The sequence below is a fragment of the Pseudomonas sp. ADAK13 genome, from assembly GCF_012935715.1.
Lineage (GTDB): Bacteria > Pseudomonadota > Gammaproteobacteria > Pseudomonadales > Pseudomonadaceae > Aquipseudomonas.
In genome coordinates this window covers 5,482,823-5,505,996 of sequence record NZ_CP052860.1, presented here as the reverse complement: position 1 = coordinate 5,505,996, position 23,174 = coordinate 5,482,823, and the positions used below count along the sequence as shown (strand labels likewise).

At 60.6% G+C, this 23,174-nt stretch carries 29 protein-coding genes and 1 pseudogene; 9 read left to right on the top strand and 21 right to left on the bottom strand.

The window, feature by feature from the left end; genetic code table 11:
- Positions 1-47: 47 nt before the first annotated feature.
- The 14 genes from HKK54_RS25420 to HKK54_RS25355 form a co-directional block, all read right to left on the bottom strand.
- Positions 48-2,243, bottom strand: coding sequence for an OsmC domain/YcaO domain-containing protein (locus HKK54_RS25420; protein WP_169388225.1), 2,196 nt, complete (start codon positions 2,241-2,243; stop codon positions 48-50).
- Between the two features lie 101 nt (positions 2,244-2,344).
- Positions 2,345-3,139 carry an alpha/beta fold hydrolase gene (locus tag HKK54_RS25415; protein WP_169388224.1) on the bottom strand — a complete coding sequence of 265 codons (795 nt, stop codon included), beginning with the start codon at positions 3,137-3,139 and terminating at the stop codon, positions 2,345-2,347.
- Positions 3,140-3,252: 113 nt separating this feature from the next.
- A complete protein-coding gene (locus HKK54_RS25410; RefSeq protein WP_010169703.1) occupies positions 3,253-3,567 on the bottom strand; it encodes a DUF2388 domain-containing protein in 315 nt (104 codons plus the stop codon).
- Between the two features lie 3 nt (positions 3,568-3,570).
- A complete protein-coding gene (locus HKK54_RS25405; protein ID WP_237150989.1) occupies positions 3,571-4,110 on the bottom strand; it encodes a hypothetical protein in 540 nt (179 codons plus the stop codon).
- Positions 4,111-4,244: 134 nt separating this feature from the next.
- Positions 4,245-4,664: a hypothetical protein gene (locus HKK54_RS25400; RefSeq protein ID WP_010169705.1), complete on the bottom strand. Its 420-nt coding sequence runs from the start codon at positions 4,662-4,664 to the stop codon at positions 4,245-4,247.
- Between the two features lie 131 nt (positions 4,665-4,795).
- Positions 4,796-5,578 (bottom strand): glycoside hydrolase family 19 protein, encoded by a 783-nt coding sequence (locus tag HKK54_RS25395; protein WP_010169706.1) that lies wholly within the window; start codon positions 5,576-5,578, stop codon positions 4,796-4,798.
- A gap of 102 nt (positions 5,579-5,680) precedes the next feature.
- On the bottom strand, positions 5,681-6,073 hold the full coding sequence (locus HKK54_RS25390) for a hypothetical protein (protein ID WP_010169707.1): 393 nt from the start codon (positions 6,071-6,073) through the stop codon (positions 5,681-5,683).
- A 26-nt stretch (positions 6,074-6,099) separates the two neighbouring features.
- Positions 6,100-6,339, bottom strand: coding sequence for a hypothetical protein (locus tag HKK54_RS25385; protein WP_010169708.1), 240 nt, complete (start codon positions 6,337-6,339; stop codon positions 6,100-6,102).
- Positions 6,323-6,625 (bottom strand): hypothetical protein, encoded by a 303-nt coding sequence (locus HKK54_RS25380; RefSeq protein ID WP_010169709.1) that lies wholly within the window; start codon positions 6,623-6,625, stop codon positions 6,323-6,325. The genes HKK54_RS25385 and HKK54_RS25380 overlap by 17 nt, the downstream gene beginning before the upstream one ends.
- Positions 6,625-6,897, bottom strand: a complete 273-nt coding sequence (locus tag HKK54_RS25375) for a hypothetical protein (RefSeq protein ID WP_008436326.1) — start codon at positions 6,895-6,897, stop codon at positions 6,625-6,627. Before HKK54_RS25375 ends, HKK54_RS25380 begins: the two co-directional genes overlap by 1 nt.
- Positions 6,898-6,984: 87 nt before the next feature.
- Positions 6,985-7,599, bottom strand: a complete 615-nt coding sequence (locus tag HKK54_RS25370; protein WP_010169710.1) for a DUF2589 domain-containing protein — start codon at positions 7,597-7,599, stop codon at positions 6,985-6,987.
- Between the two features lie 19 nt (positions 7,600-7,618).
- Positions 7,619-8,116, bottom strand: coding sequence for a DUF2589 domain-containing protein (locus HKK54_RS25365; RefSeq protein WP_008436324.1), 498 nt, complete (start codon positions 8,114-8,116; stop codon positions 7,619-7,621).
- A 188-nt stretch (positions 8,117-8,304) separates the two neighbouring features.
- Entirely contained in the window at positions 8,305-9,381 is a 1,077-nt protein-coding gene (locus HKK54_RS25360) for a helix-turn-helix domain-containing protein (RefSeq protein WP_237150988.1), read from the bottom strand.
- A gap of 111 nt (positions 9,382-9,492) precedes the next feature.
- Positions 9,493-10,386: a LysR family transcriptional regulator gene (locus HKK54_RS25355; RefSeq protein ID WP_169388223.1), complete on the bottom strand. Its 894-nt coding sequence runs from the start codon at positions 10,384-10,386 to the stop codon at positions 9,493-9,495.
- A gap of 111 nt (positions 10,387-10,497) precedes the next feature.
- Between HKK54_RS25355 and argC the strand changes: the two genes are divergently transcribed.
- Positions 10,498-11,430 (top strand): N-acetyl-gamma-glutamyl-phosphate reductase, encoded by a 933-nt coding sequence (argC, locus tag HKK54_RS25350; protein ID WP_169388222.1) that lies wholly within the window; start codon positions 10,498-10,500, stop codon positions 11,428-11,430.
- On the opposite strand, the gene HKK54_RS25345 is transcribed toward argC, so the two are convergent.
- Positions 11,414-11,632, bottom strand: coding sequence for an alpha/beta fold hydrolase (locus HKK54_RS25345; RefSeq protein ID WP_237150987.1), 219 nt, complete (start codon positions 11,630-11,632; stop codon positions 11,414-11,416). The two genes, argC and HKK54_RS25345, sit on opposite strands and share 17 nt — an antisense overlap.
- Here HKK54_RS25345 and HKK54_RS25340 point away from each other — a divergent pair.
- Positions 11,622-11,810 (top strand): annotated as a pseudogene (locus HKK54_RS25340) (LysR family transcriptional regulator); the annotation flags it as partial. The gene HKK54_RS25345 and the pseudogene HKK54_RS25340 overlap by 11 nt on opposite strands.
- A 3-nt stretch (positions 11,811-11,813) precedes the next feature.
- Here HKK54_RS25340 and HKK54_RS25335 read toward each other — a convergent pair.
- Positions 11,814-12,188 carry a hypothetical protein gene (locus HKK54_RS25335; protein WP_169388221.1) on the bottom strand — a complete coding sequence of 125 codons (375 nt, stop codon included), beginning with the start codon at positions 12,186-12,188 and terminating at the stop codon, positions 11,814-11,816.
- Positions 12,189-12,305: 117 nt separating this feature from the next.
- Between HKK54_RS25335 and HKK54_RS25330 the strand changes: the two genes are divergently transcribed.
- The gene (locus HKK54_RS25330; RefSeq protein ID WP_169388220.1) at positions 12,306-12,839 is read left to right on the top strand and encodes an AAA family ATPase; all 534 of its coding nucleotides are present in this window, start codon (positions 12,306-12,308) and stop codon (positions 12,837-12,839) included.
- Positions 12,836-13,561 carry a leucine-rich repeat domain-containing protein gene (locus tag HKK54_RS25325; RefSeq protein ID WP_169388219.1) on the top strand — a complete coding sequence of 242 codons (726 nt, stop codon included), beginning with the start codon at positions 12,836-12,838 and terminating at the stop codon, positions 13,559-13,561. The genes HKK54_RS25330 and HKK54_RS25325 overlap by 4 nt, the downstream gene beginning before the upstream one ends.
- 112 nt (positions 13,562-13,673) lie before the next feature.
- Here HKK54_RS25325 and HKK54_RS25320 read toward each other — a convergent pair whose 3' ends face one another.
- Positions 13,674-14,249 (bottom strand): hypothetical protein, encoded by a 576-nt coding sequence (locus tag HKK54_RS25320; protein WP_237150986.1) that lies wholly within the window; start codon positions 14,247-14,249, stop codon positions 13,674-13,676.
- A 59-nt stretch (positions 14,250-14,308) separates the two neighbouring features.
- Positions 14,309-14,968 (bottom strand): hypothetical protein, encoded by a 660-nt coding sequence (locus tag HKK54_RS25315; RefSeq protein WP_169388218.1) that lies wholly within the window; start codon positions 14,966-14,968, stop codon positions 14,309-14,311.
- Positions 14,969-15,086: 118 nt separating this feature from the next.
- Between HKK54_RS25315 and HKK54_RS25310 the strand changes: the two genes are divergently transcribed.
- The 3 genes from HKK54_RS25310 (at position 15,087) to HKK54_RS25300 (ending at position 17,567) form a co-directional block, all read left to right on the top strand.
- The gene (locus HKK54_RS25310; protein WP_169388217.1) at positions 15,087-15,707 is read left to right on the top strand and encodes a LysE family translocator; all 621 of its coding nucleotides are present in this window, start codon (positions 15,087-15,089) and stop codon (positions 15,705-15,707) included.
- 15 nt (positions 15,708-15,722) lie between these two features.
- On the top strand, positions 15,723-16,283 hold the full coding sequence (locus tag HKK54_RS25305) for an arsinothricin resistance N-acetyltransferase ArsN1 family B (RefSeq protein WP_169388216.1): 561 nt from the start codon (positions 15,723-15,725) through the stop codon (positions 16,281-16,283).
- A gap of 105 nt (positions 16,284-16,388) precedes the next feature.
- Positions 16,389-17,567 carry a GGDEF domain-containing protein gene (locus HKK54_RS25300; RefSeq protein ID WP_169388215.1) on the top strand — a complete coding sequence of 393 codons (1,179 nt, stop codon included), beginning with the start codon at positions 16,389-16,391 and terminating at the stop codon, positions 17,565-17,567.
- Positions 17,568-17,581: 14 nt separating this feature from the next.
- Here the strand turns inward: HKK54_RS25300 and HKK54_RS25295 are convergent, their stop codons facing one another.
- The gene (locus tag HKK54_RS25295; protein WP_029615843.1) at positions 17,582-18,055 is read right to left on the bottom strand and encodes a VOC family protein; all 474 of its coding nucleotides are present in this window, start codon (positions 18,053-18,055) and stop codon (positions 17,582-17,584) included.
- Between the two features lie 105 nt (positions 18,056-18,160).
- On the opposite strand from HKK54_RS25295, the gene HKK54_RS25290 reads away from it, so the two are divergent.
- Both HKK54_RS25290 and dapA read left to right on the top strand, forming a co-directional pair.
- Complete coding sequence (locus HKK54_RS25290; protein WP_169388214.1) at positions 18,161-19,138, top strand: alpha/beta hydrolase; 978 nt, start codon at positions 18,161-18,163, stop codon at positions 19,136-19,138.
- A 292-nt stretch (positions 19,139-19,430) separates the two neighbouring features.
- Complete coding sequence (gene dapA / locus HKK54_RS25285) at positions 19,431-20,294, top strand: 4-hydroxy-tetrahydrodipicolinate synthase (protein WP_169388213.1); 864 nt, start codon at positions 19,431-19,433, stop codon at positions 20,292-20,294.
- Positions 20,295-20,488: 194 nt separating this feature from the next.
- Here dapA and HKK54_RS25280 read toward each other — a convergent pair whose 3' ends face one another.
- Complete coding sequence (locus tag HKK54_RS25280; RefSeq protein WP_169388212.1) at positions 20,489-21,181, bottom strand: GntR family transcriptional regulator; 693 nt, start codon at positions 21,179-21,181, stop codon at positions 20,489-20,491.
- A 2-nt stretch (positions 21,182-21,183) separates the two neighbouring features.
- Entirely contained in the window at positions 21,184-22,983 is a 1,800-nt protein-coding gene (gene atzF / locus HKK54_RS25275; RefSeq protein WP_169388211.1) for an allophanate hydrolase, read from the bottom strand.
- Positions 22,984-23,174 lie beyond the last annotated feature (191 nt).

The window sequence follows — 23,174 nt, the reverse complement described above, 5'->3', positions numbered from 1 at the left end:
CTGCATCGCAGGCAAGCCAGCTCCCACAGGGGTTCTTCACTAGCAGGTCAGCGCGCAGTATTGGCCCGCGCCGAATGCAGCTTCTTGTAGCTGTCAATCAACCGCAGGTGCCGATCCAGCCCTTCCAGCTTCATGCTCGTCGGCGTCAACCCGTAGAACCGCACACTGCCGTTCACCGACCCGATCGCCGCGTCCATCCGCTCGTTGCCGAACATCCGGCGGAAGTTCACTTCGTAGTCCGCCAGTTCAAGGTCTTCGTCCAGTTCCATCTCCAGCACCGCATTCACGGCCTGGTAGAACAAGCCACGCTCGACGGTGTTGTCGTTGTACTGCTGGAACATTTCCACCAGCTCCTTGGCTTCTTCGAACTGCTGCAAGGCCAGGTAAATCAGCAGCTTCAGTTCCAGAATGGTCAACTGCCCCCACGCCGTATTGTCGTCAAACTCGATGCCGATCAATGTGGTGATGTCGGTGTAGTCGTCCAGCTCACTTTCCACCAGACGCTCAACCAGGCCCTTCAACTCGGTTTCGTCGAGGCGGTGCAGGTTGAGGATGTCTTCGCGGAAAAACAGCGCCTTGTTGGTGTTGTCCCAGATCAGATCGTCGATCGGATAGATCTCCGAATAGTCCGGCACCAGAATGCGGCAGGCGGTTGCGCCGATGTGTTCGTACACCGCCATGTAGACTTCCTTGCCCATGCCTTCGAGGATGCCGAACAACGTCGCGGCCTCTTCAGCGTTGGAGTTTTCACCCTGACCGGAGAAGTCCCATTCGACGAACTCGTAATCCGACCGGGAACTGAAGAAGCGCCACGACACCACACCGCTGGAGTCGATGAAGTGCTCGACAAAGTTGTTCGGCTCGGTCACCGCGTGGCCTTCAAACGTCGGCTGCGGCAAGTCGTTCAGGCCCTCGAAGCTGCGGCCTTGCAGCAGCTCGGTCAGGCTACGCTCCAGCGCCACTTCCAGGCTCGGGTGTGCGCCAAACGAGGCGAATACACCGCCGGTGCGCGGGTTCATCAAGGTCACGCACATCACCGGGAATTCACCGCCCAGCGACGCATCCTTCACCAGTACCGGGAAGCCCTGGGCTTCCAGGCCCTGGATACCGGCCAGGATGCCAGGGAATTTCGCCAGCACTTCCTGGGGCACATCCGGCAGCGCGAATTCACCCTCGATGATTTCGCGTTTTACCGCGCGCTCGAAGATCTCCGACAGGCACTGCACCTGGGCTTCAGCCAGGGTGTTGCCAGCGCTCATGCCGTTGCTGAGGTACAGGTTCTCGATCAGGTTGGACGGGAAATACACCACCTCGCCATCGGACTGGCGCACGAACGGCAGCGAAACAATGCCGCGCTCTTCGTTGCCGGAATTGGTGTCGTACAGGTGCGAACCACGCAGCTCGCCGTCACGGTTGTAGATATGCAGGCAGTGCGCGTCGAGGATTTCCGGCGGCAGTTCGTCTTTACGGCCGGGCTTGAACCAGCGCTCGTCCGGGTAATGCACAAACGCCGCGTTGGCGATGTCTTCGCCCCAGAACTGGTCGTTGTAGAAGAAGTTGCAGTTCAGCCGTTCGATAAACTCGCCCAACGCCGACGCCAGCGCGCCCTCTTTGGTCGCGCCTTTACCGTTGGTAAAGCACATCGGCGAGTGCGCATCGCGGATATGCAGCGACCACACGTTGGGCACGATATTGCGCCACGACGCGATTTCGATCTTCATGCCCAGGCCCGCCAGAATGGCCGACATGTTGGCGATGGTGGTTTCCAGCGGCAGGTCCTTGCCCGCGATGTAAGTGCCCGCATCGGACGCCGCGCTCGGCATCAACAACGCCTGGGCATCGGCATCCAGGTTTTCGACTTCCTCGATCACAAACTCCGGCCCGGCCTGCACCACTTTTTTCACGGTGCAACGGTCGATGGACCGCAGGATGCCCTGGCGGTCCTTGTCGGAGATGTCCGCCGGCAACTCCACCTGGATCTTGAAGATCTGGTTGTAGCGGTTTTCCGGATCGACAATGTTGTTCTGGGACAGGCGAATGTTGTCGGTGGGGATGTTGCGGGTTTCGCAGTACAACTTCACAAAGTAAGCCGCACACAACGCCGACGACGCCAGGAAGTAATCGAACGGACCAGGGGCCGAGCCGTCGCCCTTGTAGCGAATAGGCTGGTCGGCCACCACGGTGAAGTCGTCGAACTTGGCTTCAAGTCGAAGGTTGTCGAGAAAATTGACCTTGATTTCCATGCGGGATTACCAGAATAGCGAGCAAAATATGGCCGCCATTATCCGGGTTTCGAGGCGTAAGTCTTGTGCTTTCGGGCCTGGCCGATCGCTGGCGGTGGAGATCAACCGCGCTGAAAGTCCGCAATCTGTTGCCACATCGCGATCGGGTTGGAGTACATCGGGAAGTGCCCGCACTGGGCAATCGGCGCCAGTCGCACACCTTGCGCCTGGATATGCGCCAGGTACGACAGGTGAGCATTCTGCTCGCCGTACATGAACATCCGCGGGCATTCCAGGCCGAGGAACTTGCCCATCAGGTCGCCATTGTCGGACAGCTCTACCATCGACTGGAAAATCCCCCGCACCGCACCGGCGCGTACCTTGTGCCTCAGGCTCGCCGAATACAGCGCGCTGGCGTAGGCCGGTGCCTGGCGCGTGCGCTCGATGAAGGCGCTGAAAAATGCCTCGGGATCCTCTACCGGGTAGTCGACGATCTGCCGGCTGAGGAAGCAGTCTTCCGGGCCTATATTGCCTTCGATATCGACAAAGCTCAGCACCCGGCCCGGAAACCGGTGCGCCAACATCAGCGCGGTAAGCCCGCCCATGGAGTGGCCCACCAGGTGGAAGCGGTCGATGTCAAAATGCTCAAGCACCTGCACGGCGGTCTGCAGCAGGAACGGGATGGAAATTTTCGACAGGTCGCTGCACTGGCTTTCACCGCAACCGGGGGCGTCATAGGCAATAAAGGGATGCCCGTCGAAAGCCGCCTGCAGGGTGATGTCGGCGTAATCTTCCTTGGTCGAGCCAAAGCCATGCAGGAACACAATCGGCGCCAGGCTGCCCGCACGGTGGATTGTGGCGATGTTCAACGGCACGCCGTCGACGGTCATGGGGAGTTGCGTGTGGGTGAATGGCATGGTGAAGACTCCCTGAAAACCCGGATTGGCGGCTCAAAGCCGCTAATTTCAATGGTATTCAGGTTTCTGTAAATTCCTGATTCAAGAAGGTATTCATAGGCTGATCGTATGCATCACTGGATCACCGCCACCGCCTCGGCAAACTGCGCATCACTGACATCATCGTTACCGCCCGTGCTGCGAAAACTCAGTAGCGCCTGTTCGAAATACGCGCCACGAATCTCGCCGTCGGACCCTACAAACGCCAACGCGTCATTCTTGGCCGAAAGAAAGCTGCCTGGGCGCGTCGTCAGTTCCGACGTCAGCAAGGTGAAGGTGGAGAACCTCAGGCATGACCAACCCAGCGGATCGTCGGCAAACGAGATACCGTCTTTGGCCTGGGCGGAAGTGGTAATAAGCAAGGCGAAGATGAACGCGAAGATTCTCAACGATCAGCCGCCCAGTTCGCAGACAGCAGTGCCCTTCATACCCGAGGCTTGCACGCTGACGTGCCGCACGGTAAAGCCGGGTTGCGTCACGGTTTTCTTTTCGGACCATGTCCCGCCACTGGCGACCTGGTAACTGATGGAGCCATCGTCGGCCCAAGCCAGGCGCAGGGAGTAGACCCCGTTGTGATCGGCAGTGGTCATCACCAGGCTATCAGTGACCCGCTGTGCCTTGTTGAACAGCCGCAGCTGGAAAGCCCTTTGATCGTCAGTACCTAGCGGGTAGCTGGAGAGAAACAGGATATTGTCCTGGGCATCATCTTCACCCGCCCCGAGAATGACCGAAGACACCCATTCCTCACCGAGATTGTTTTTTTCAGTGGTCACGTTGCAGGTCAACTGCCCGTGATGCCCGACCTTCTGCTTGAGGTAGGTGCCGTAAAAACCGTGGGGCACATTGAACTTCAGCGTTTGCACCGGCCCAGTGCTGCAGCCGAACAGCAAGCTCAATAGCGATAGCCCGATCACTCCTTGAAAAACCTTCACACGCGCTTCCTTCCTTGAAATGGCTGATGACATCGGGGCGCAAGGCTAACCGTCTTGCCGGATGTGTACAACATCGCCAGGTACCTGGACCATGGTCCTGCCGTGTTCCAATGGAACACGGCAGGGTTGTTGGCTTACGCCGTGGCCTCACGATGACGGCTCAAGTCGACAGCCATATCGGTATCACCTTCGCATCCGAACAGGCGCAGGTTTGGCAGCCCGGCGCGAATCAGCGGGCGTACGTTCTGGGCGAAGGCATAACCGTTACAGATATCGAAGTACAAGCTGCCGCTCCACCCTCCCGGCGGGTTGGCCAGCAATGCGTCGGCGAACTGACGAGGGGTGAAGTCGGTGAAGTTGACCCCTTCTTCGCCGAAGGCTTGCGGGGAGCCGTGCGCGGTGATGACCAGGACATCGCCATTGCGCAGGCGCCCGAGTGTCTGCGGCAGGGCGGCGCGGCGGCAGCCGCTGTAGCGATAGTCAGCGCGAAAATTACGCGCGGCGGCGGTTAGCTGGCTGTCATCACGGCACCAGCAAAGCAGGGTTGTGCTCATGGTCTTGCTCCTTGCATGAGGTTGCGAACATTGAGAGAGGTTGCGTTCACATCTATTCCCCTTTTAAAGGGGATGGCGCGGTTGCGCCCTTCTCCCGCGCCTCGCAGCGCAGGAAAGCCGTAAAAATACGATCAATTCATCAGCAGCCATTTGGCTCGCTCGAGATAGGCCATCCGCTCGGCAAGGCCATTGGCGCCGCCGTTGATGAGTCGCGTGACCTCCTTCACATTGTCGGCATCGGCCTGGTCGTTGAGGTTCCTGCTGGACCAGAACCAGCCCGCAACGTCTACCGACAGGTCGGGGTCTGTGCCCACCAGCCCAGGCGCATCAGTGCCCTCGAAATCCCGGTGGCAGGCCAGGCCGTACTGGCGATAGTTGGCACGGCCCGTGAGCTGGATCAGGCCCCTGCCCTTGAACAGCTTTCCATCGCCTGGCTTCGTATTGCCAAGGTCTTTGCGCCCTTCGTAAGCAGCACCCGAAGCGATTTCTTCGGTGTAAACCAGGCAGCCACTTTCGTGGGCGATCTGCGCCAGGAAATGTGCAATGCGCAGCGGCGTATTGATCTTGTAGCGATTGAGCACATCGACAATCGGCTGGAAAAACTCGGCAACGCGCAAGGCGCTGGCGGTGGTCATGATGATGCGCAACTTTTCCACCGTCAGGCCTGATGGCAGCCCCTTGCGCAGCGCCGCCATTGTCTGGTCACACGGTGCTACCAGAGCCCCCGGAGTAACCCCTGCACCTTGCTGGAAAGTCTTCAGCGCCCCACGGGAGCCGCTCCCCCACGCCCCATCGGTGGCGAGGTTGCAGACCAGGCCATGTTGGCCGCTGTTGAGGTTGAGCAGAAACTGAAGGCTGCGTACATCTGCCGGAATATTCTTGCCGCTGTCGCCGACTGTATTGCTAATGCACATGGTTTGCTCCTTGCTGCAGGCACACGTTTCCCGTCAGGCGACGGGGAACGTGCCTTGCGTCAGTGTGTTCTGAAGGTGAAACTCAGGAAGCGGGCGTTGTCGTTACTTGCCCGGGGGATCGAGCTTGACGGTGTAGAGGGGGCTCTCTTCGCCGCGTTTAAACAACTCAATGACGACAGCACTGCCAGCGGCGCGTCTGTGCAGATAACCATTTTCCAGTGGCGCACAACGGCCCTTTGCCGGCCCCCCCAAGGCGTAGAGATCTACTTTCTGCTCATCCGTCGTGACGAAATTGAGCGTGAGATTGCACGCCCAGCTGCCTGCAACGCGCAGATCTCCAGCCGGGGCAGACGGTGTGGCGCTGGGGAGCGTCAGGGCAACTCGAACATAGTTGTTACCGTCGAGGATGGTCCCCGCCAATTGTTCATCGGCAGAAGCCGGCAGGATGACTGCCAGCAACATCGCGCCAGCGAACAGGGATGCTGTTTTTTTCATTTTGACTCTCCTTGTTAAGTGACTGTCTAGAACCACAACGCCAGCAAACGACTCGCCAGCTGCACAATCGCCATCGCCAGATCGGGCCTGAGCATCCCGAGCACTGCCACCGCGCACAGGAAGGCAACACCCAACCCGCATAACACGCGCTTGCGCATCGACATGTCCGATGGCGGCTCGACGTTTGGCTTGATGATCTCTCGCAGCGTCTTCGCCTCCTGTTCAGACAGGGTCAACAACATCGAGCGGTCAGTGCGCTTCGTCATCGTCACGCCCTCCATAGCGTCCAAGCAGATTGCCATCGAGGCGAACGGTGATCGCTTCAGCCGCATCGCCCGGCACCTCGATACACAGTTCATGAGCGGTTGCCTTGCCCCGCGGTGCACGCCCGATCCGCAGCGCCAGCGCCCCGGATGCAACCCGCTCCACCGTGGCGGCCACAACCACCTCCATGCCTGCCACGTAAGTACCCGGCCACAATCGACTGGAGGCCACCTGCGCCAGGTGCATTTCGCCGCCCAATGCCCGGATAAACTCCTCCAGGCGGGTCATCACGACTGCCCTTCGTCATCGGGCAGCCAATACGGCTTGCGGGCAAAACCCAGGTGGTAGATAAGTGCCTGCAACACCACCTGGTGCTCGCCAATATTGAGCAGCGTGAAATTCTTTTCGATGCCGACAATCCGCCCCTTGGGGGTTTCGGTCAGGCAGCGATTGAGCAGCGCGGCTTGTGCCTGCACCACCGCTTCGGGAGTCAGCTTTTCCGGATCGGTACTGCCGACCACGATGCGCTTTACGTATCCCACGTCCGTCAGGTCGAACATCATGGGTCTCCTTTCCGGAAAAGCCTGACGACCAGCGCCGGGTTAATCCCCTATAGCCGCTGGCTGTTAAGCACTAACGATGCCGGCTTACGCTGGCGCCTGGGTGATCGCCTTGGGCGCGACGGACTGGGCGATCATGTCGAGCACCCGGGCCAGGCCTTCAGGCATGCCGTCGTCACTGGCATGCACCTCGACGTGATACTTGGCCGACTGGTCGCTTGATCGGGTGTTTTCCTTGTGAGAAGACACCGAGCCCGAGATGTTCACCTTGGCGCTGAACGGGCCCCAGCCAATCTTCGCCTCGGCCGACAACGCCGCTGCGGAGTCGCTGGACTCGCGGGATTGCTCGGAGTTTTTTACCTCCATGTCGAAGCTGATGTCGACCTTGTTAATGGACAAGTTCGGCACCTTCACCACGGCCAGAAGCGGCACTTCCAGCTCCACCGTTTCCATCGGGTTGAGCCCGCCCGTGCCCGGGTTGGCCTGTGAAGGCCGATCGAAACGGAACATCACTGTTCGCACGCCACCGACCGCGTTGGGATCGTCGTCGGTCGCGGGCGGCAGAAAGCCAATCACCTTGATGAAATCAGCGGTGGCATTGGCCAGGCGTACTTGGGCATCGCAAGCGGCGGTCAGGGGACCGCCGATCAAGTCACCCATGGGAAGGCCGCGGAATTGGTCACCCATCGAGAAGTTAGGCATAAGTCATCTCCATTTGTACTCAGATCAATTTATCGAGGTTTTGAACCAGCCGAGCCATCCCCTCGGACGAGGGTTGGGTTTCGACTCTGAGGGTGACGCGCGCGAGTGGCCCGCCTTCCCCATTACGGCGAGCGCCAAGATCGACGCTCAAAGGCTTATGGGATTCAGTCGGCCATGGGGAATCGGCATCGCCTGAGTCAGGCGCTTCGCTTTGCACGGGGCTCAGTGCGCCACTCTCATCCGCGTTGAGACCAACCTCGAAGGAGATTTCCATGTCCTTCACGGCGAGCAGTCGCGAGCCTACGAGGGAAAGCAACGGCACGGAGACCACGCGTTCCTCACCTTCCAGTGCGCCGGGGGAAGTGGATGGCAACCGGACCTCGATACTGACCGGCCGGTTATCTTCATCGAAATACTGGCGCACCGTGGACACCTGGAAACGCTGGATCTTGTCCTGCGCCTCGGCGACGGCACCGGCGATGCTCTGGATGAGAAGGTGCAGAGATTGGTTCGCCACGTGAGACACTCCTTGTCAGATGTCAGTGCCAATGCAGCGTGCTGTGCCTGGCAACGCCACTTGCTGATGGGTTAGTTGGTGAGTCGAGGTTAGGCCCGGAGTCCCGGTGCTGTCTGTGAACGTGCGTCCCGAAAACCTGGATGCGCGTCCCAAAAAAAGGCCGTTCGGTTAAACGGCCTCTGGCGGATTCAGCTGCTGATCAATTCACGGACCCACTTCGCGAGCCCGGGCACGTCGCCAGCGTGTGGCACCAAGGGAGAAAAATCCGGCAGATCGCCGCGCTGCATGGCGGTTTTGGCAGCCCGTGGCGACAGACCGAAGGCCTTGCGAAACAGCCGGCTGAAATGCGCTTCATCGGCGAAGCCGTGGTCGTAGGCGAGGTCAGATATGCGCCGGGTGGCGTTGCCCGGGTCGCACAGCGCGAACAAGCAGCGGCGCAGGCGACGTTGGAGGAGGTAGTGGCGCACACCGCCAAATTTTTCGAACTCCCGATAGAGCTGACTGCGCGAAACACCCAGCTCCTTGGCAAGCGCGCCGGGGGAGAGGTCTTCGCGCTGCAGATTCTGCTCGATGTAAAGGCGTACCCTGCGGCCTAGATGGGCGGGGCCGGAGCGTGGCGCAGCGGCAGTGCGGGCCACGTCCCTGCCCAGGCACGCCGCAACCATGCCGAGCATGGGCAAGGTGAGCCTGAGCGCTTCATCCAGCGAAAGCCTCGGCGCGACGACCATCAGTGATGATAAGAGTTGGGCCAACAGCACGCCGGACGCACTCTCCCGGCGCAGCACCAGCCCATGCAGTTGCCCCGTGTCATACAGCAAGGGCGACAACGCCGTACGCGGAATCAAGAGGCTCACGCCCTCGCCCTGCGCCATGGAAAAACCCGCCGGTTGCGACAGATCAAGCACCACCACATCCAGCCGGCGCACCCGCAAACCGTCGCCGCACACCAGGCCTTTGTGCAAGGGCAGATGAAGCAGGTAGTGATCGAGGTCGCACCATTTCAATCGTGCCCGGTCCCGACAGTAGCGGGCGCCATCCAGGCGACCACTGCAAAACAGAAAGCGGTTGAAATGGTAAACCGTCATTGAGGCTGAAAAATCATGAGGTTCTAGAGCGGTTGCATCAAACAGGAGTTCGATGGTCTGTCGCCAAATCAGGAAGCCTTGATTGCCGGGAGAGCCCACCGTTGTACTGTGGAAACTCGGAATTGCTGTGAAACCCTGTCCTTCGTTGTCGCTAGAACCCTTAGCAGAATAAAACTCCATCGTACCGACCCATCCATAGTTGAGTCGGTAAAGGGCTTAGAAGGGGAATCGGGAAGTCGCCACTAATTTGGCATCACGCTCATAGAAATAAAACTCCACAGTCGGGTCCTGTCAATCCGTGTGACCGGCACTCAACCCCCACAACACCTCCAGCACATGCTGCGTCGGCCGCTCGATGTCCCCGGCACGGTGAGCAATCCCCAGTTGGCGCCACAACAACGGCTGCAATGGCCGCATCACAATCCGGCTGTCGGTCAACGGGGTGGACGCTTCATGGGGCAACAACGTCGCGCCATAACCGGCGGCCACCAGGCTTTTGATCGCATCGTTGTAGTTCAGTTGAATGCGCGGTGTGGGCTGCAATCCTTCACTGGCAAACCACTCGGCGGTCAGGCGCGAAAGCCGGGTGGTGTTGTCATTCAGAATCAGCGGCTGGGCGGCCAGCCAGGCGGGTGTTACCACCTCCGGGCATTCCCGGCGCGCCGGCAAAAAAGCCATGACCGGGTCGCGCCGCCAGGGCTCGATGCGCAAGCCCTTCACCGGTGCCTGCGGCAGCGCCACCAGGCCGATCTCCAAAGCACCCTCGGCGAGCTTCTTCAAGGTGTCCTGGGAGGTGAGCACCGCGACCTGCACATCGATGGCGGGATGGTGCTGGCTCAAGGTCTCCAGGGCTTGCGGCAGCAACTGGGCGATGGCCCCGGTGGACGCGCCCAGGCGCACACGCCCGGCCAGGCCTTGCACCTGGCGCTCCACGTCCTCCAGCGCCTGTTCCGCATCCGCCAACAATCGACGCGCGCGCTCCACCAGGGTTTCGCCAATCGCCGAAGGCTGCACGCGCCCACGGGTACGCGACAATAACTGCCCGCCTACCCGGGCTTCCAGGTCGGCAATGTGCAAGCTGACCGTGGGGGGCGCCAGGTTCAGCATGCGCGCCGCTTCGGCGAAGGAACCGAGGTCGGCAATCGCCACCAACGTGCGCAGGCGGTCGAGGCTGATTTCGCGCATGGGTCAATCCTTATTCAGAAAAACTGAATCTCATCGTTATGAAATTCAACTTTTCCTATCCTATCCGCTCATTGAAGATTGGGACATCTGATTTCCTACCGAGCGCATTCCATGGCAACTCCCCTTGTATTTATCGATGGCGACCAAGGCACCACCGGATTGCAGATCCACCAACGCCTGCGCGGCCGCACCGACCTGCAACTGGTCAGCCTCAGCGCCGAACACCGCAAAGACCCGCAGCATCGCGCCGAGATGATCAACGCCTGTGACATCGCGATCCTGTGCTTGCCCGATGACGCCGCGCGGGATGCGGTGGCAAGCATCGAAAACCCTGCCGTGCGGGTGATCGACGCGAGTTCCGCGCACCGTACTCATCCCGACTGGACCTACGGTTTTGCCGAGATGAACCCGCAACAGGCTCAACGCATCGCCACGGCGCAGCGCGTCAGCAACCCCGGTTGCTATCCCACCGGTGCGATCGGGCTGTTGCGCCCCTTGCTTGAAGCCGGGCTGCTGCCCAAGGACTACCCGACGACGATTCATGCCGTGTCGGGTTATTCCGGCAAAGGCCGCGCCGGGGTGCAGGAGCATGAGGGCGCCGACGCCTCACAGGCACCCGCCTTCCTGGTGTATGGCCTGGGGTTGGCGCACAAGCATGTCCCGGAGATTCAACGGCAAAGCGGCCTGACGGAGCGCCCCGTGTTTGTGCCGTCCTACGGGGCGTTCCGCCAGGGGATCGTACTGACCGTCCCGCTGCAACGGCGGCTGTTGGCGCCGGGGGTGGATGGGTTGCTGTTGCACGACTGCCTGACACAGCATTACCGCGACGCCAATCACGTCGAGGTGCTGTCGATGCAGGCCGCCAACGAGCTGACCTACCTGGACCCTCAAGCGCTGAACGGCACGGATGACTTGCGTTTGATCGTGCGTGAAAACCACGAGACGGGCCAGGTCTTGCTGGCGGCGGTCTTCGACAACCTCGGCAAAGGCGCCGCGGGGGCTGCCGTGCAAAACCTGGACCTGATGCTCAAGCCGAAACAGTAGCGATAAAGGCTCTAAAATCCGCCAGCATCAACGCCGGCTGCTCCCAGGCCGCAAAGTGACCGCCGGCAGGCATTTCGCTCCAGTGCACGATGTTGAAGGTTTTCTCGACCAATGAGCGCGGCGGCGGCACGAACACCGGATCGCGAAAGGCGGCGAACCCGGTCGGCACCTGGATGCGGGTGCCGGCCGAAGGCATCGGCATCGCGCGGGTCTGCGCCGAGACCGTTGAAGACGCGATCAAGGCGGGCCGACTGGTGCCACTGCTGGAGGCCTTCAACCCCGGCGACGGGGAAGAGATTCATGCCGTGTTCCTCGGTGGCACCCACACGCCGGCGCGGGTGCGTTGCTTTGTCGATTACCTGGTTGAGCGGTTCAAGTAAGCGTTAAACCGTATGGCTGCTTAGCTCAACATAGCTCGACTCCCCACCGCCCTCCGCACCCGACAACCAGCCCCACACGAAGGCCAACGTGGTACGTCCGGCGTCATCCACGCCTACCGTGCCCCGTGACCATCCGGCCAGAATCTCGCCCTCGGTGGTGAGGCACTGATACAGCAACTCGATGGTATCCGTGCCGGTGGCGCGCCCGACTTGATTACCCATGCGGATCCGGCCGCCCTGGTACGTGCCCCAGATGGCGTTTGCATCGACGTGGTACTCAAACACAGTGCCCGTACCCGACAGCCCGTGGGTGTTGCCCGCTACGATAAATCGACGATTGTTCAGCCGTTCGCTGATTTGGGAAAAGGTGGTTTGCATATAAAGCACTTCCTTGATCGACAGGGTCCGTTCCGGGCAATAAACCTACCTCATAAGTCTTTAACCGGTCATTTAAAAGCTGCACAATTGCCGGCTTTTCCGCGACAGGACGTCCTCATGCAACGCATCGTGATTCTCGGCAATGCCGGCAGCGGAAAATCCACCCTCGCCCGCACTCTCGGCGAACGCCTGGGCCTGCCCGTGGTGCACCTGGACCGCCTGTTCTGGTCCCCCGGCTGGGTCGAGCCCGACGCCGAGCAGTTCCGCACGCGGGTGCGTGAAGCGGTCGCAACGGATACCTGGGTGTGCGAAGGCAACTACGCCCGGCGTACCTTCGACCTGCGCCTGCCCCGTGCCGACCTGATCATCTGGCTCGATACGCCTCGGCTCACCTGCTTCACCCGGGTGATCCTGCGCAGCGCCCTGAAACGCCCGCGCCCGGACATGGCGGCAGGCTGTACCGATAGAATCGACCGGGCGTTCCTGACCTTCCTGAAGTTTGTGTGGACGTTTGATCGCAGCTACCGGCCGGGAATCGAGGCGGTGCGCCTGGCGGCAGGGCCGCAGGTTCCGGTGGTGCACTTGCGGGGTAGTCGGGAGATTGAGGAGTTCCTCGTTCACGGACCAAACTGCACAGAAGGAGCACTATGATTGTTTGCCTGGATCAACCGTTCCCCGAACAGCAACTCGCTGAAAACGATGAGCTTGACCTTCGGAACGTTTCAGCAAAGGTATGGCCAACGGTGCTGTCCCGGTGCACCGCTACGGACCTGCGCCTCTACAACCTCAAGCTCTCCTCGCTCGAGGGACTCGATACCTTGACCCACACACGCAAATTGAAGCTTGAGCGGGCGACAAGGATCGAAGCGCTGGACCCTGTTTTCAACCTGAATGCGTTGACCGATCTGTCAGTGGGAGACTTCCCGAAACTGCGTCGACTCGACGGCATCGAGGCGCTGGGTGAGCTGAGCGAACTGCGCTTGACGGGTAACCTGGGTGGCGGGTCGTCACCTCTGCACCTCAGCTCAATCGAACCGGTGTCCCGCATACCCACACTCACCAGCCTCTCGTTGGCGTTTGTAAAGTTTGAACTCGACGATATCACCAGCCTGGCTCGTTGCTCGCACTTGCGCCATTTGAGCCTGACCAATCAGTTTGACCGGGCTCAGGTGGCTTTTCTTGCAAGTCGGTTAAACCATCAACTTGTAGAGCCTCTTACGGCGTCTATCACGACACATCTGCGCTGTAAGCAGTGCGATGGCCACACTTCGATGTTCACCGGACGACGAATGCCTTTCCTCTGCCCGGCCTGTGATGCATTGCGGTTTGAAAAGCTGACCCGGCAGTTCGAGCAGATGGTGGCGAACGCGTAATGGAACCTCTCAGTGCGATGGAGGGGTGGGGACCGGAACATTCGAGCAACCGTTCAACACCAGGGCCAGGGTATGGCTGCTTCAACTCAGCAACGGGCCAAGCGGGGTTAGTTTATTTATAGATAAATTCATACCTTACGATATAAGAGCCCAGTTTGTTTGAGTGAGCAGTCACCCACAGGGCATTCATGCCTTTTTTTCTTCGTTCCGACAATTCCAGATTATCAGTGCACAGCACAATCCAGCGATCGGTGTTTAGATCCTTAAATCCCAAACCTGCCTCACAACGGTTAGTCCTTCCAAGGGAAGGGCCTGGAAATCTCAACTCATACGCCGCTTCATACTGAACAAGGTCACCAGGCAATAGGTAAACACAGACTTGATAAACATTCAGAGAAAGGAAAAAACTAAGGCAAAAGCCACCAAAGAACGACTCTGCGAGACGTTTCAGGCCTTTCCCGTCAGGGCGAGAGTAGAATGTTCTGCCCGCAAACACGAGCCCAACAAGAGAGGCAAACGCTATATAGGTACCCAACTCTGGAATCCACGGCATTAAAACTGTTTGTCTCGCAATGCGAGCCCCCTTGGACATATAAAAAAAACATAGCCCAAGCAACAAAAGTACAATCATCAAAGCCATTGCTTTTTTAAACTTGCTGCCAAATGAGGACTCTTTCACTTCTTGCACACTCTATTTATTTTAATTCCGGCACGAGTCGAAAGCAGCGCGACCTTGCGGGCTTATATCTAACCAGGGTAACCGCCAGCATCAATGAATAACTGGCGAAGCTTCTTTTGGGCGGTCGCTGAAACGCGCAGTGAATAGCGTTGAAACTCCTCCTCCGCGGCATCAGGCTTGCCATTCATGGCCAACACAAAGGCATATGCAAGAGGGTGCTGTGTGTAGTTGTAGAAACCCAGCCCCCCTTTCGACAGATGCTGCCTGACCCGCTCGAAGGCGCCAGGCAAGTCGGCTATCGAACGAGCCGCGCTCCAGAACGACTCAGCATCTGCAATGGCCGCCCTGAGGATATCGGGTGCGCACTTCGCTATGGTTTCAGGTCCATAACTGTAGGAAATATCAAGCGCACGATCTCGCACATCGAATATCAGGTCAGGTCGCGCTGACTTGGGCGTTCTGTGCCATTTGAAGTCATTTCCGCAGAGATGCGGGACAAAATCCAACGACAGCCCCCATGACGGTGCCAGCTTGCCGCCTTTCCACTGCGCAAGGCGAAAGACCTGGCGAATGGGGGCATCAGCGCTGCGAATCCAAGTCAACGGGCCTTGAACCTCGAAACCCAGCGGCTGCAACAGGGACTCTACGGTGGGCGAGACTATTTCGTGGATTTGATCTATTCGGACTATCTGGAACGCTGTTCCTTGCATTGCCAACTCCCTGCTCATGGGGACGGATCCATGGGTGCGCAAGGTTACGTGATGCAATCCGGCACCTCAAATTGTGCTGCCCCCCTTAAACCCCTTATCCTCGTGATCTTACCTGCCACCGCCCGCCGGAGCCCACATGGACGTCGCCACTCTCACCCTGTTCCTCCCCGCCTGTTTCGCCCTGAACATGGCGCCCGGCCCGAACAACCTGCTTTCCGTGAGCAATTCCACCCGCTACGGCTACCGCACTTCGTGCCTGGCGGGCATCGGGCGTTTGTTGGCCTTCGCCGGGATGATCGCCCTCGCCTCCGCCGGGCTGGCGGTGGTGCTGCAAACCTCGGAGTTGTTGTTCTACGGGATCAAGATCCTGGGCGCGGCGTATCTGTTTTATCTGGCGTATCAATTGTGGCGTGCCAACCCGCAGGCGGAAGTTGAATCGACGGTGGCCAGGGCGGGGTTGTGGGCACTGGCGCGGCAGGAGTTCCTGGTGGCCGCCGGCAATCCCAAGGCGATCCTGATTTTCACCGCCTTCCTGCCGCAATTCGTCGACCCGGGCCAGCCGATCACCCCGCAATTCGCCCTGCTGGGTGCGATGTTCCTGGCGCTGGAGTGGATCGCCATCAGCGCCTACGCCTACATGGGTTTGCATATGCGCCGCTGGTTTGCGCTGCCTCGCGGCAAGCGGATTTTCAACCGCTGCTGCGCCGGGTTGTTGTCGGCGGCGGCGACGGTATTGCTGATGGCGCGCAGGGCCTGAACAAGAGGATGAACGATGAGCTTCGCAGGAAATATCAGGGTAGCAGCCACCGCAGATGCCCCAGCCATCCAGGCGATTTACGCACCGATGGTGGAGCGCACCGCGATCTCTTTCGAGCAGGAAGCGCCAAGCGTCGAGGAGATGGCCCAGCGGATCAGTACCACGCTGAATCTCTACCCTTACCTTGTGGCCGAACGGGATGGACAGGTCGTGGGCTACGCCTATGCCAGCCAGCATCGGGCCCGGGAAGCCTATCTCTGGTCGGTCGATGTTACGGTTTATATCGATCCGGTGGCGCACCGCATCGGAATCGGCCGGGCACTGTACGAGCGGCTGTTACCCCTGCTTATGCGCCAGGGCTACCACGCCGCTTATGCCGGGATCGCCCAGCCGAACGCCGGGAGCGTAGCGTTGCATGAGGCGTTGGGGTTCACGCATATCGGCACGTACCCTGAGGTGGGATTCAAGCATGGCCAGTGGCATGACGTAGGCTACTGGCGCAAGGCACTGGATGGATCGACGCCGCCCAGGCCGATCATTCCATTCCGCGAGTTGCAGGTTGATACGAGCCTTTAAAAAACGCGAAAGTTGATCAATACAGCCAGCGGTGAGCGCTGCGAAAAAGCCACCCAAACGCTTACAATCGTCGTCTCACCGCACTTCAGGCAGGCCAGTCCGTCCATGGCGCTCGACCCCATTACCATTCTGGTCCTCACCATCGCCCTCGCAGGTGCCGCCGCGTTGTACCTGGCAGTCGAGTGGCGCAATGTCCGCGAGCCTTCGCTGCTGTACTGGACCGCTGGTTTCGCCATCATCAGCGTGGGCAGTACCTTGGCCTTGCTGCGAGCCAGCGGTCTGCTGTTGATTGGCATCTGGTTCGCCAACGGGCTGCTGATCACCGCGCACTGGCTTTTCCTGCTGGGCGTCGCGCGTTTCACTCAGGTGCGGCTGTCTCGCGGCTGGTACCTGATCTTCGTCGCCTGGTTTGGCATGCTGCTGTTGCCGGAAGGACAGTCGTGGTCCAAAGCCATGCTGCTGGCCAATTCGCTGCTGGTCGCGCTGCCGACCCTGCGCGCAAGTTTCCTGCTGCGCCCCCATGGCCGCTCGCTCAGTGTGGGCGCGGTACAACTGCGTTATGTGCTGCTGGCCCACGGGCTGTTTTATCTGGCCAAGGCGCTGTCGGCGGTCGTGCCGGGTACGCTGATCGACCTGACGGCGTTTCGTGGCGAGATCATTCAGGTGTCGCTGGTGGAGGGTGCGATGGCGATCATGCTGATTGCGCTGTCGATGACCGGCACCGAGCGCTACCGGCGTGAAGAGCAAATTGCACGGCTGGCCGCCCGCGATCCCTTGACGGCCTTGTACAATCGCCGCGCCCTGGAGCTGCGGGCACCGAGCCTTCTGAACGAGGTTTCGTACGCCCGGCCAGGCGCGCTGCTGGTGATCGACATCGACAACTTCAAACTGATTAACGACCTGTACGGCCATACGGCCGGCGACCGGCTGCTGGTGGCGCTGAGCGAGATGATCCGTGCGCAGGTACCCGATGATGCGCTGGCGGCGAGGCTGGGCGGTGACGAGTTTGTGATCCTCCTTAAAAACACCTCGAGCGAGCGAATCATCGCGCTGGGCAGCGCCCTGCGAGAACAGTTTCACCACGTCGCCTCCCAAGCATTCGTCACGCCCGAAGCGGTGACCCTGAGCATCGGCGCCAGCCTGTTCGACACGCCGCCCGCGAGCCTGGCGGCGTTGATCGAGCAAGGCGATGCGGCGCTGTATGAATCCAAGCGTGGCGGACGCAACAGTGTTCGCCTGGTTGACCACACGGCAGTGGGCGCCCATGCACTGCCGACCGATTGATTCAGTCGGTCGAGTCACTGCGTCGCTTCAATCACTGCAATATCGATCCTGGTCATCCCCATCATGGCATCAAACGCCCGCTTGGCGGCTGCCCGGTCGGGGTTGGTGATCGCCGCCGACAACACCCTCGGGGTGATCTGCCACGAGATGCCCCATTTGTCCTGGCACCAGCCGCAGACGTTTTCCTGGCCGCCATGGCTGACAATCGCGTGCCAGAGGCGATCAGTTTCCGCCTGGTCGTCGGTGGCCACCTGGAACGAAAACGCCTCATTGTGCTTCACGCCAGAGCCGCCGTTCAGCCCGAGACACGGGATGCCCATCACCGTGAATTCCACGGTCAAAACGTCGCCCTGCTTGCCCGCCGGATAATCCCCGGGGGCGTGATGAACTGCCGTTACGGCACTGTCCGGGAAGGTCCTGGCGTAGAAGTTCGCCGCATCCAGTGCGTCGCCGTCGTACCAAAGGCAAATCGTGTTTTTGCTCATCATGACGATTCCCCTGAAGGGAGGTTTGGACTTGCAGTGTAGTACCGGTAACGACAAAAATGCGCTCGCGTATCGGCGCGCCTCCCGCTTCCCCCAACGGTGCAGATCATGAGTAACGGCGTAAAAATCGACCTCCGAATCATCCCGGTTCCCCAGTCCATCAGCCCCGAAGCCCAGGCGGCATTACAGCGCCTGGTGAATGAAGATGGCGTGCCGTTGAACAGCCTGTACACCCTGCCCGCCGCCGACGACCACGACGGCTGGCGCCGCATGCAGGCCGCTGTCGCCCAACAGTACGCTGCGTCACAGGCGGGGCAGGTCGCGAACCTGCGTGCCCGTATAGAGACGCTCACGCTGGAAAGCGCCACGGTGTACCGGGCCACGCCAGCCGACGGGGCCGAGTTCGCCTACATCGACCTGCACGGCGGTGCGCTGGTGTTCGGCGGCGGCGAAAACGCCCGTCTCGCTGCCGGCAAACACGCCGACCTGCACGGCATGACCTGCTACGGCGTGGACTACCGCATGCCACCCGATCATCCGTACCCGGCGGCACTGGATGACTGCATGGCGACCTACCGGTATGTACTGTCGCATCACGCACCGGACAAGATCGTGATCGGCGGCCGATCAGCGGGCGGCAACCTGGCCGCCGCCACCGTGCTGCGAGCCCGCGACGAAGGCTTGCCGCTGCCGGCGGCGCTGGTATTGCTGTCGCCCGAAGTGGACCTGACCGAATCGGGCGACAGCTTCCAGGTCAACCGCACCGTCGACCTGGTGCTGCCTAACCCGCTGATGAGCGTCAACCTGCTGTACGCCGCTGGCGCCGATTTGGCTCACCCCTACCTGTCGCCGCTGTTCGGGGATTTCACGCAGGGTTTCCCGCCGACGTTCGTGCAAAGCGGCACCCGGGACCTGTTCCTCTCCAACGCCGTGCGCCTGCATCGGGCGCTGCGACGGGCCGACGTCCCGGTGGAGCTGCACATTTTTGAAGCCATGCCCCACGGCGGTTTCATGGGCACGCCGGAAGATGCAGAGCTGTCGGGGGAAATACTGCGTTTTGTGCGCCACTGGCTGAAACGCGACTGATCTCTGCGAGTTGACACACCCTGTAATAATCCATAAAGATAAGCGTCTTCTTCAGGGTGTGTCCTCAATGTCTGCAACGACCTTCAACTTTTCCGTCATTGGCTTGATTGCCAAGGCGCAAGGTTGCGTTGCGCACGCCCTCAAATCGAAGAAACAGTCGCTCATGTGACCGGGGCGCGCTGTCCCGTCAGATGAGCTGACAGGACATTGAGCGCGAAGGCCCCCTCCTCTTGCTTACCTCCCTCTGCCCTTCTGACGGTGACGAAATCGGTCAACCATCAGGAGAAAGCGCATGTCATCGTTTCAAGGTATCTGGGTTCCCGTCGTCACACCGTTTCATAACGGCGCCATCGACTTCATCGGCTTGCGCCGCCTGGTCTGCCATCTGCTGGAAAAGGGCGTGGCCGGGATCATGGTCTGCACCACCACCGGCGAAGCCGCATCGCTGAGTCGCCAGGAGCAACTGGCGGTGCTGGATGCCGTACTGGAGCTGGTGCCGCCGCAGCACGTGGTGATGGGCCTGGCGGGGTATAACCAGATTGAGCTGTTGCAGTTCCAGGCCCAGATTCTAAAGCGCCCGGTGGCCGGTTTACTGGTGCCGCCGCCGAGCTACATCCGCCCGTCCCAGGCGGGCCTTGAGGCGTTCTTCCGCAGCGTGGCCGATGCGTCCAGTGTGCCGATTATCCTGTATGACATTCCCTACCGCACCGGCATTGCGTTCGAACAGGCGACGCTGCTGAACATTGTCGCCCATGAGCGAATCGTCGCGATCAAGGATTGCGGCGGCAACCTGGCCAACACCCTGGCGCTGTTGGCCAGCGGGAAGGTCGATGTGTTGTGTGGCGAGGACGTGCAGATATTCAACGCGTTGTGCCTGGGAGCGACCGGCGCGATTGCCGCGTCGGCGCATGTGCGTACCGAAGCGTTTGTGAGGCTGCATCGACAGGTTCGTGATAACCAATTGATGGCGGCTCGTCAGACGTTTTTCGAGCTGCTGCCGTTGATTCACACGATGTTCGTGGAGCCCAACCCTGCGCCGGTGAAGGCCGCGCTGGCGATGGAGGGGTTGATTGGCAGTGAGTTGCGCGCGCCGATGCTGGAGGCGAGTGAGTCGGTGGTCAATCAATTGCAGCAAGTCTTGGCCACGCTCGAATAACCTGGAATATCCCGGAATAACCTGTGGCGAGGGGGCTTGTCCCCCGTTGGAGTGCGCAGCGCTCCGCTCTTCTTGGGGCCGCTTCGCAGCCCAACGGGGGACAAGCCCCCTCGCCACAGGACAAGCTTCCTCACTACAGTACGAGCTCCTAACCACAGGACAAGCCCCCTAACCACAAGGGGAATGCACCAAAATCAAAGGGTGCCTCTCGCCACCGCCAACCGGTGCAATGTGATCTTGCGCACCTCTTGCTTGCTGGCCTCAATATGGGCCTTGAGCAGTTGCTGCGCCTGATCGCTTTGCCGCTGCAGGATCGCCCCAAGAATCAACCCGTGCTCCTCATACGTCGCGACAATACGCGATTGCCGGGTGAAATCCAGCCGCCGAATAATGCGGATTTTCTCGGTGATCTCGACATGCATCCGCGCCATTTCGGCGTTGCCCGTGGCCTGTACCAGCCCGCAATGAAACGCCTCATCCAGTGCCGAGACGGCCTGGGCGTCATCCAGCCGTGCACTTTCGTCCACCTGCCAAATCGCCTCAAGCCCTTCAAGCCCCTGCTGCGCCATGCCACACAAGCGGCTGACGGCGGCTAACTCCAGCACGATCCGAACGTCGTACAGCTCTTCGAAGTAGTTGAAATCGAACGGCCGCACCTGCCAGCCACTCCTGAAGAACACCTCCAGGTACCCTTCCCGCTGCAGTCGGTAAAGCGCCTGGCGCACCGGCGTGCGGCTGGCCTGCATGCGCTCGGCTATCTCGCCTTCGCTGAAGCGATCACCCGGCAGCAGCCGAAAGTCGAAGATGTCAGCCTTCAGCCGCTGGTAGACCTGCTCCGCCAGGCTGTCCGGCCGCTCGCTGGAGGTTCTCGTAGTCGAGAGCTGCATGCCTACGCCCTGCTCGCCATGTAGGCGCGCCAGCCGCCGAACTCGGTGATGTCGGTGGCGCCTGCCAGGGCCCAGGGTTCACAGATAAACCCCTTCACGCTGCGCCCGTCGGCCAGGGTCAAATTGCCGATGCCCAGCGGGGCCGGAATCTCGGCGACAAACTCGCCAAAGCGCGCGACAGGCATGTCCCACAACTCAACGATGATCGAGCCGCCCGAGTCATCCTTGACCAACCCGGGCTTGGGCGGCACGCTGCCCGGCAGCGCATGCAGGCGGTACTGGCTTGCTGTCAGGGTTTGTTCCACCAGCACTGCATTGCGGCTGGTCAACTGGAAGTTCAGCGGCATCCCGGTGAGGTGCGCGCCCACCACTGCCACCCGCACACTGCCGGGCGCCTGTCGTGCAACTGCGGGTGGCGGCAGATAGCGTTCGGTCGCCCCCAACGGCAGGTCGAGGCCGGCCTGCCAGCGTTTGCCCAGATGGGTCAGCGCCGCGTCATGCCAGGCAGGCGCGATCAGGGTGATGCCGCATGGCAGGCCATTGCTGCGCAGCCCGGCGGGAACGGCCAGCGCCGAGAGGTCCGCCAGGTTGGTGAAGTTGGTGTAGAAGCCAAACTGCGAGTTGTAGAGCACCGGCTCCACGGCCATTTCCGCCAGGGTACGAATCGTCGGCGAGGTCGGCACCAGCAAGGCGTCGAAACCGATGAGGGTGTCGTTGATACGCCGGCTCAGTTCGGCCCGCAGGTATTCGGCCTTATAGGCATCGCAGGCGCTGTACTTGAAGCCGTTTTCAACGATGCCACGCACCACCGGGTTGATCGCTGCGGGGTGGCTGGCGAGCATGCCTTCCAGCGCGACCGTACGCTCCGCCACCCAGGAACCGAAATACAGTTGCTCGGCGAGCTGCTGAAACGGGCTGAAATCCACTGGGGTGATGTCGGCGCCGAGGGCCTTGAACCTGAGCAGTGCCTGTTCAAACACCGCCTGGTTCTGCGCATCGCCAAAAAATTCCAGGTCGGCCGGCACCGCCAGCTTGATCGTGGCACCCACAGCGACCGGCGCGGTGTTGGGATTGACGCGGGAATACGCATCGCTGGCGTCATACGCTGCGGCCACACCGGCAACCCGTTCGGCATCTTCGACGGTCAACGCAAACACCGAAATGCAGTCCACCGTGCGACAGGCCGGCACCAATCCGGTGTTGGACAGGCGCCCCTTGGTCGGCTTCAACCCGACAATATTGTTGAAGCCCGCCGGTACCCGCCCGGAACCTGCGGTGTCGGTGCCCAGGGAGAACGCCACCAGGCCACGGGCAACCACCGAGGCCGAACCCGAGCTGGAGCCACCGCTGACATAGTCCGGGTTGAAGCTGTTGCCGACTGCTCCGTAGGGTGAGCGTGTACCCACCAGTCCCGTGGCGAACTGATCAAGATTGGTCTTGCCCATCAGGATCGCCCCCGCCGCCCGCAGCCGGGCCACCACCGACGCATCTGCCTGCGCGGTGTAGGCAAATTCAGGGCACGCAGCCGTGGTCTCCCAACCTGCCGCGTCGATGTTGTCCTTGATGGCGAACGGCACGCCATACAGCGGCAGCTTGTCGATATCGCCGTCGACCGCCGCAAGCCGCTCGGCCAGTTGCGCCAACTGTGCACTCAACTGCTGCGGCTGCACCCGGCTGATCCAGGCGGTGTCCTGGTCGGGAAAGGTGCTTGCCAGGGTCAACAGAATATCGGGGGTCAGCGCCTGGCTGCGGTAAGCGGCCTGCCATTCACCCAGGGTCCAGCCGAGTTGTTCGTTGCGCATTGGGGATTCCATCTTGTATCCAAGTTTGGATTTCTTTTAGCAAGCGCTGGGCCAATTCGCTGCAAGCCAATGAACACGTGGTCTCGGCAAAAAACAGGCGGGTTGGCTGCCCTCCACCGTGCTCCGTGATGAAGCAGCAATGCGCCAAAAAAAGACATTCAGGCGGCCGCCCGGTTGCGAGCGGCTCGATA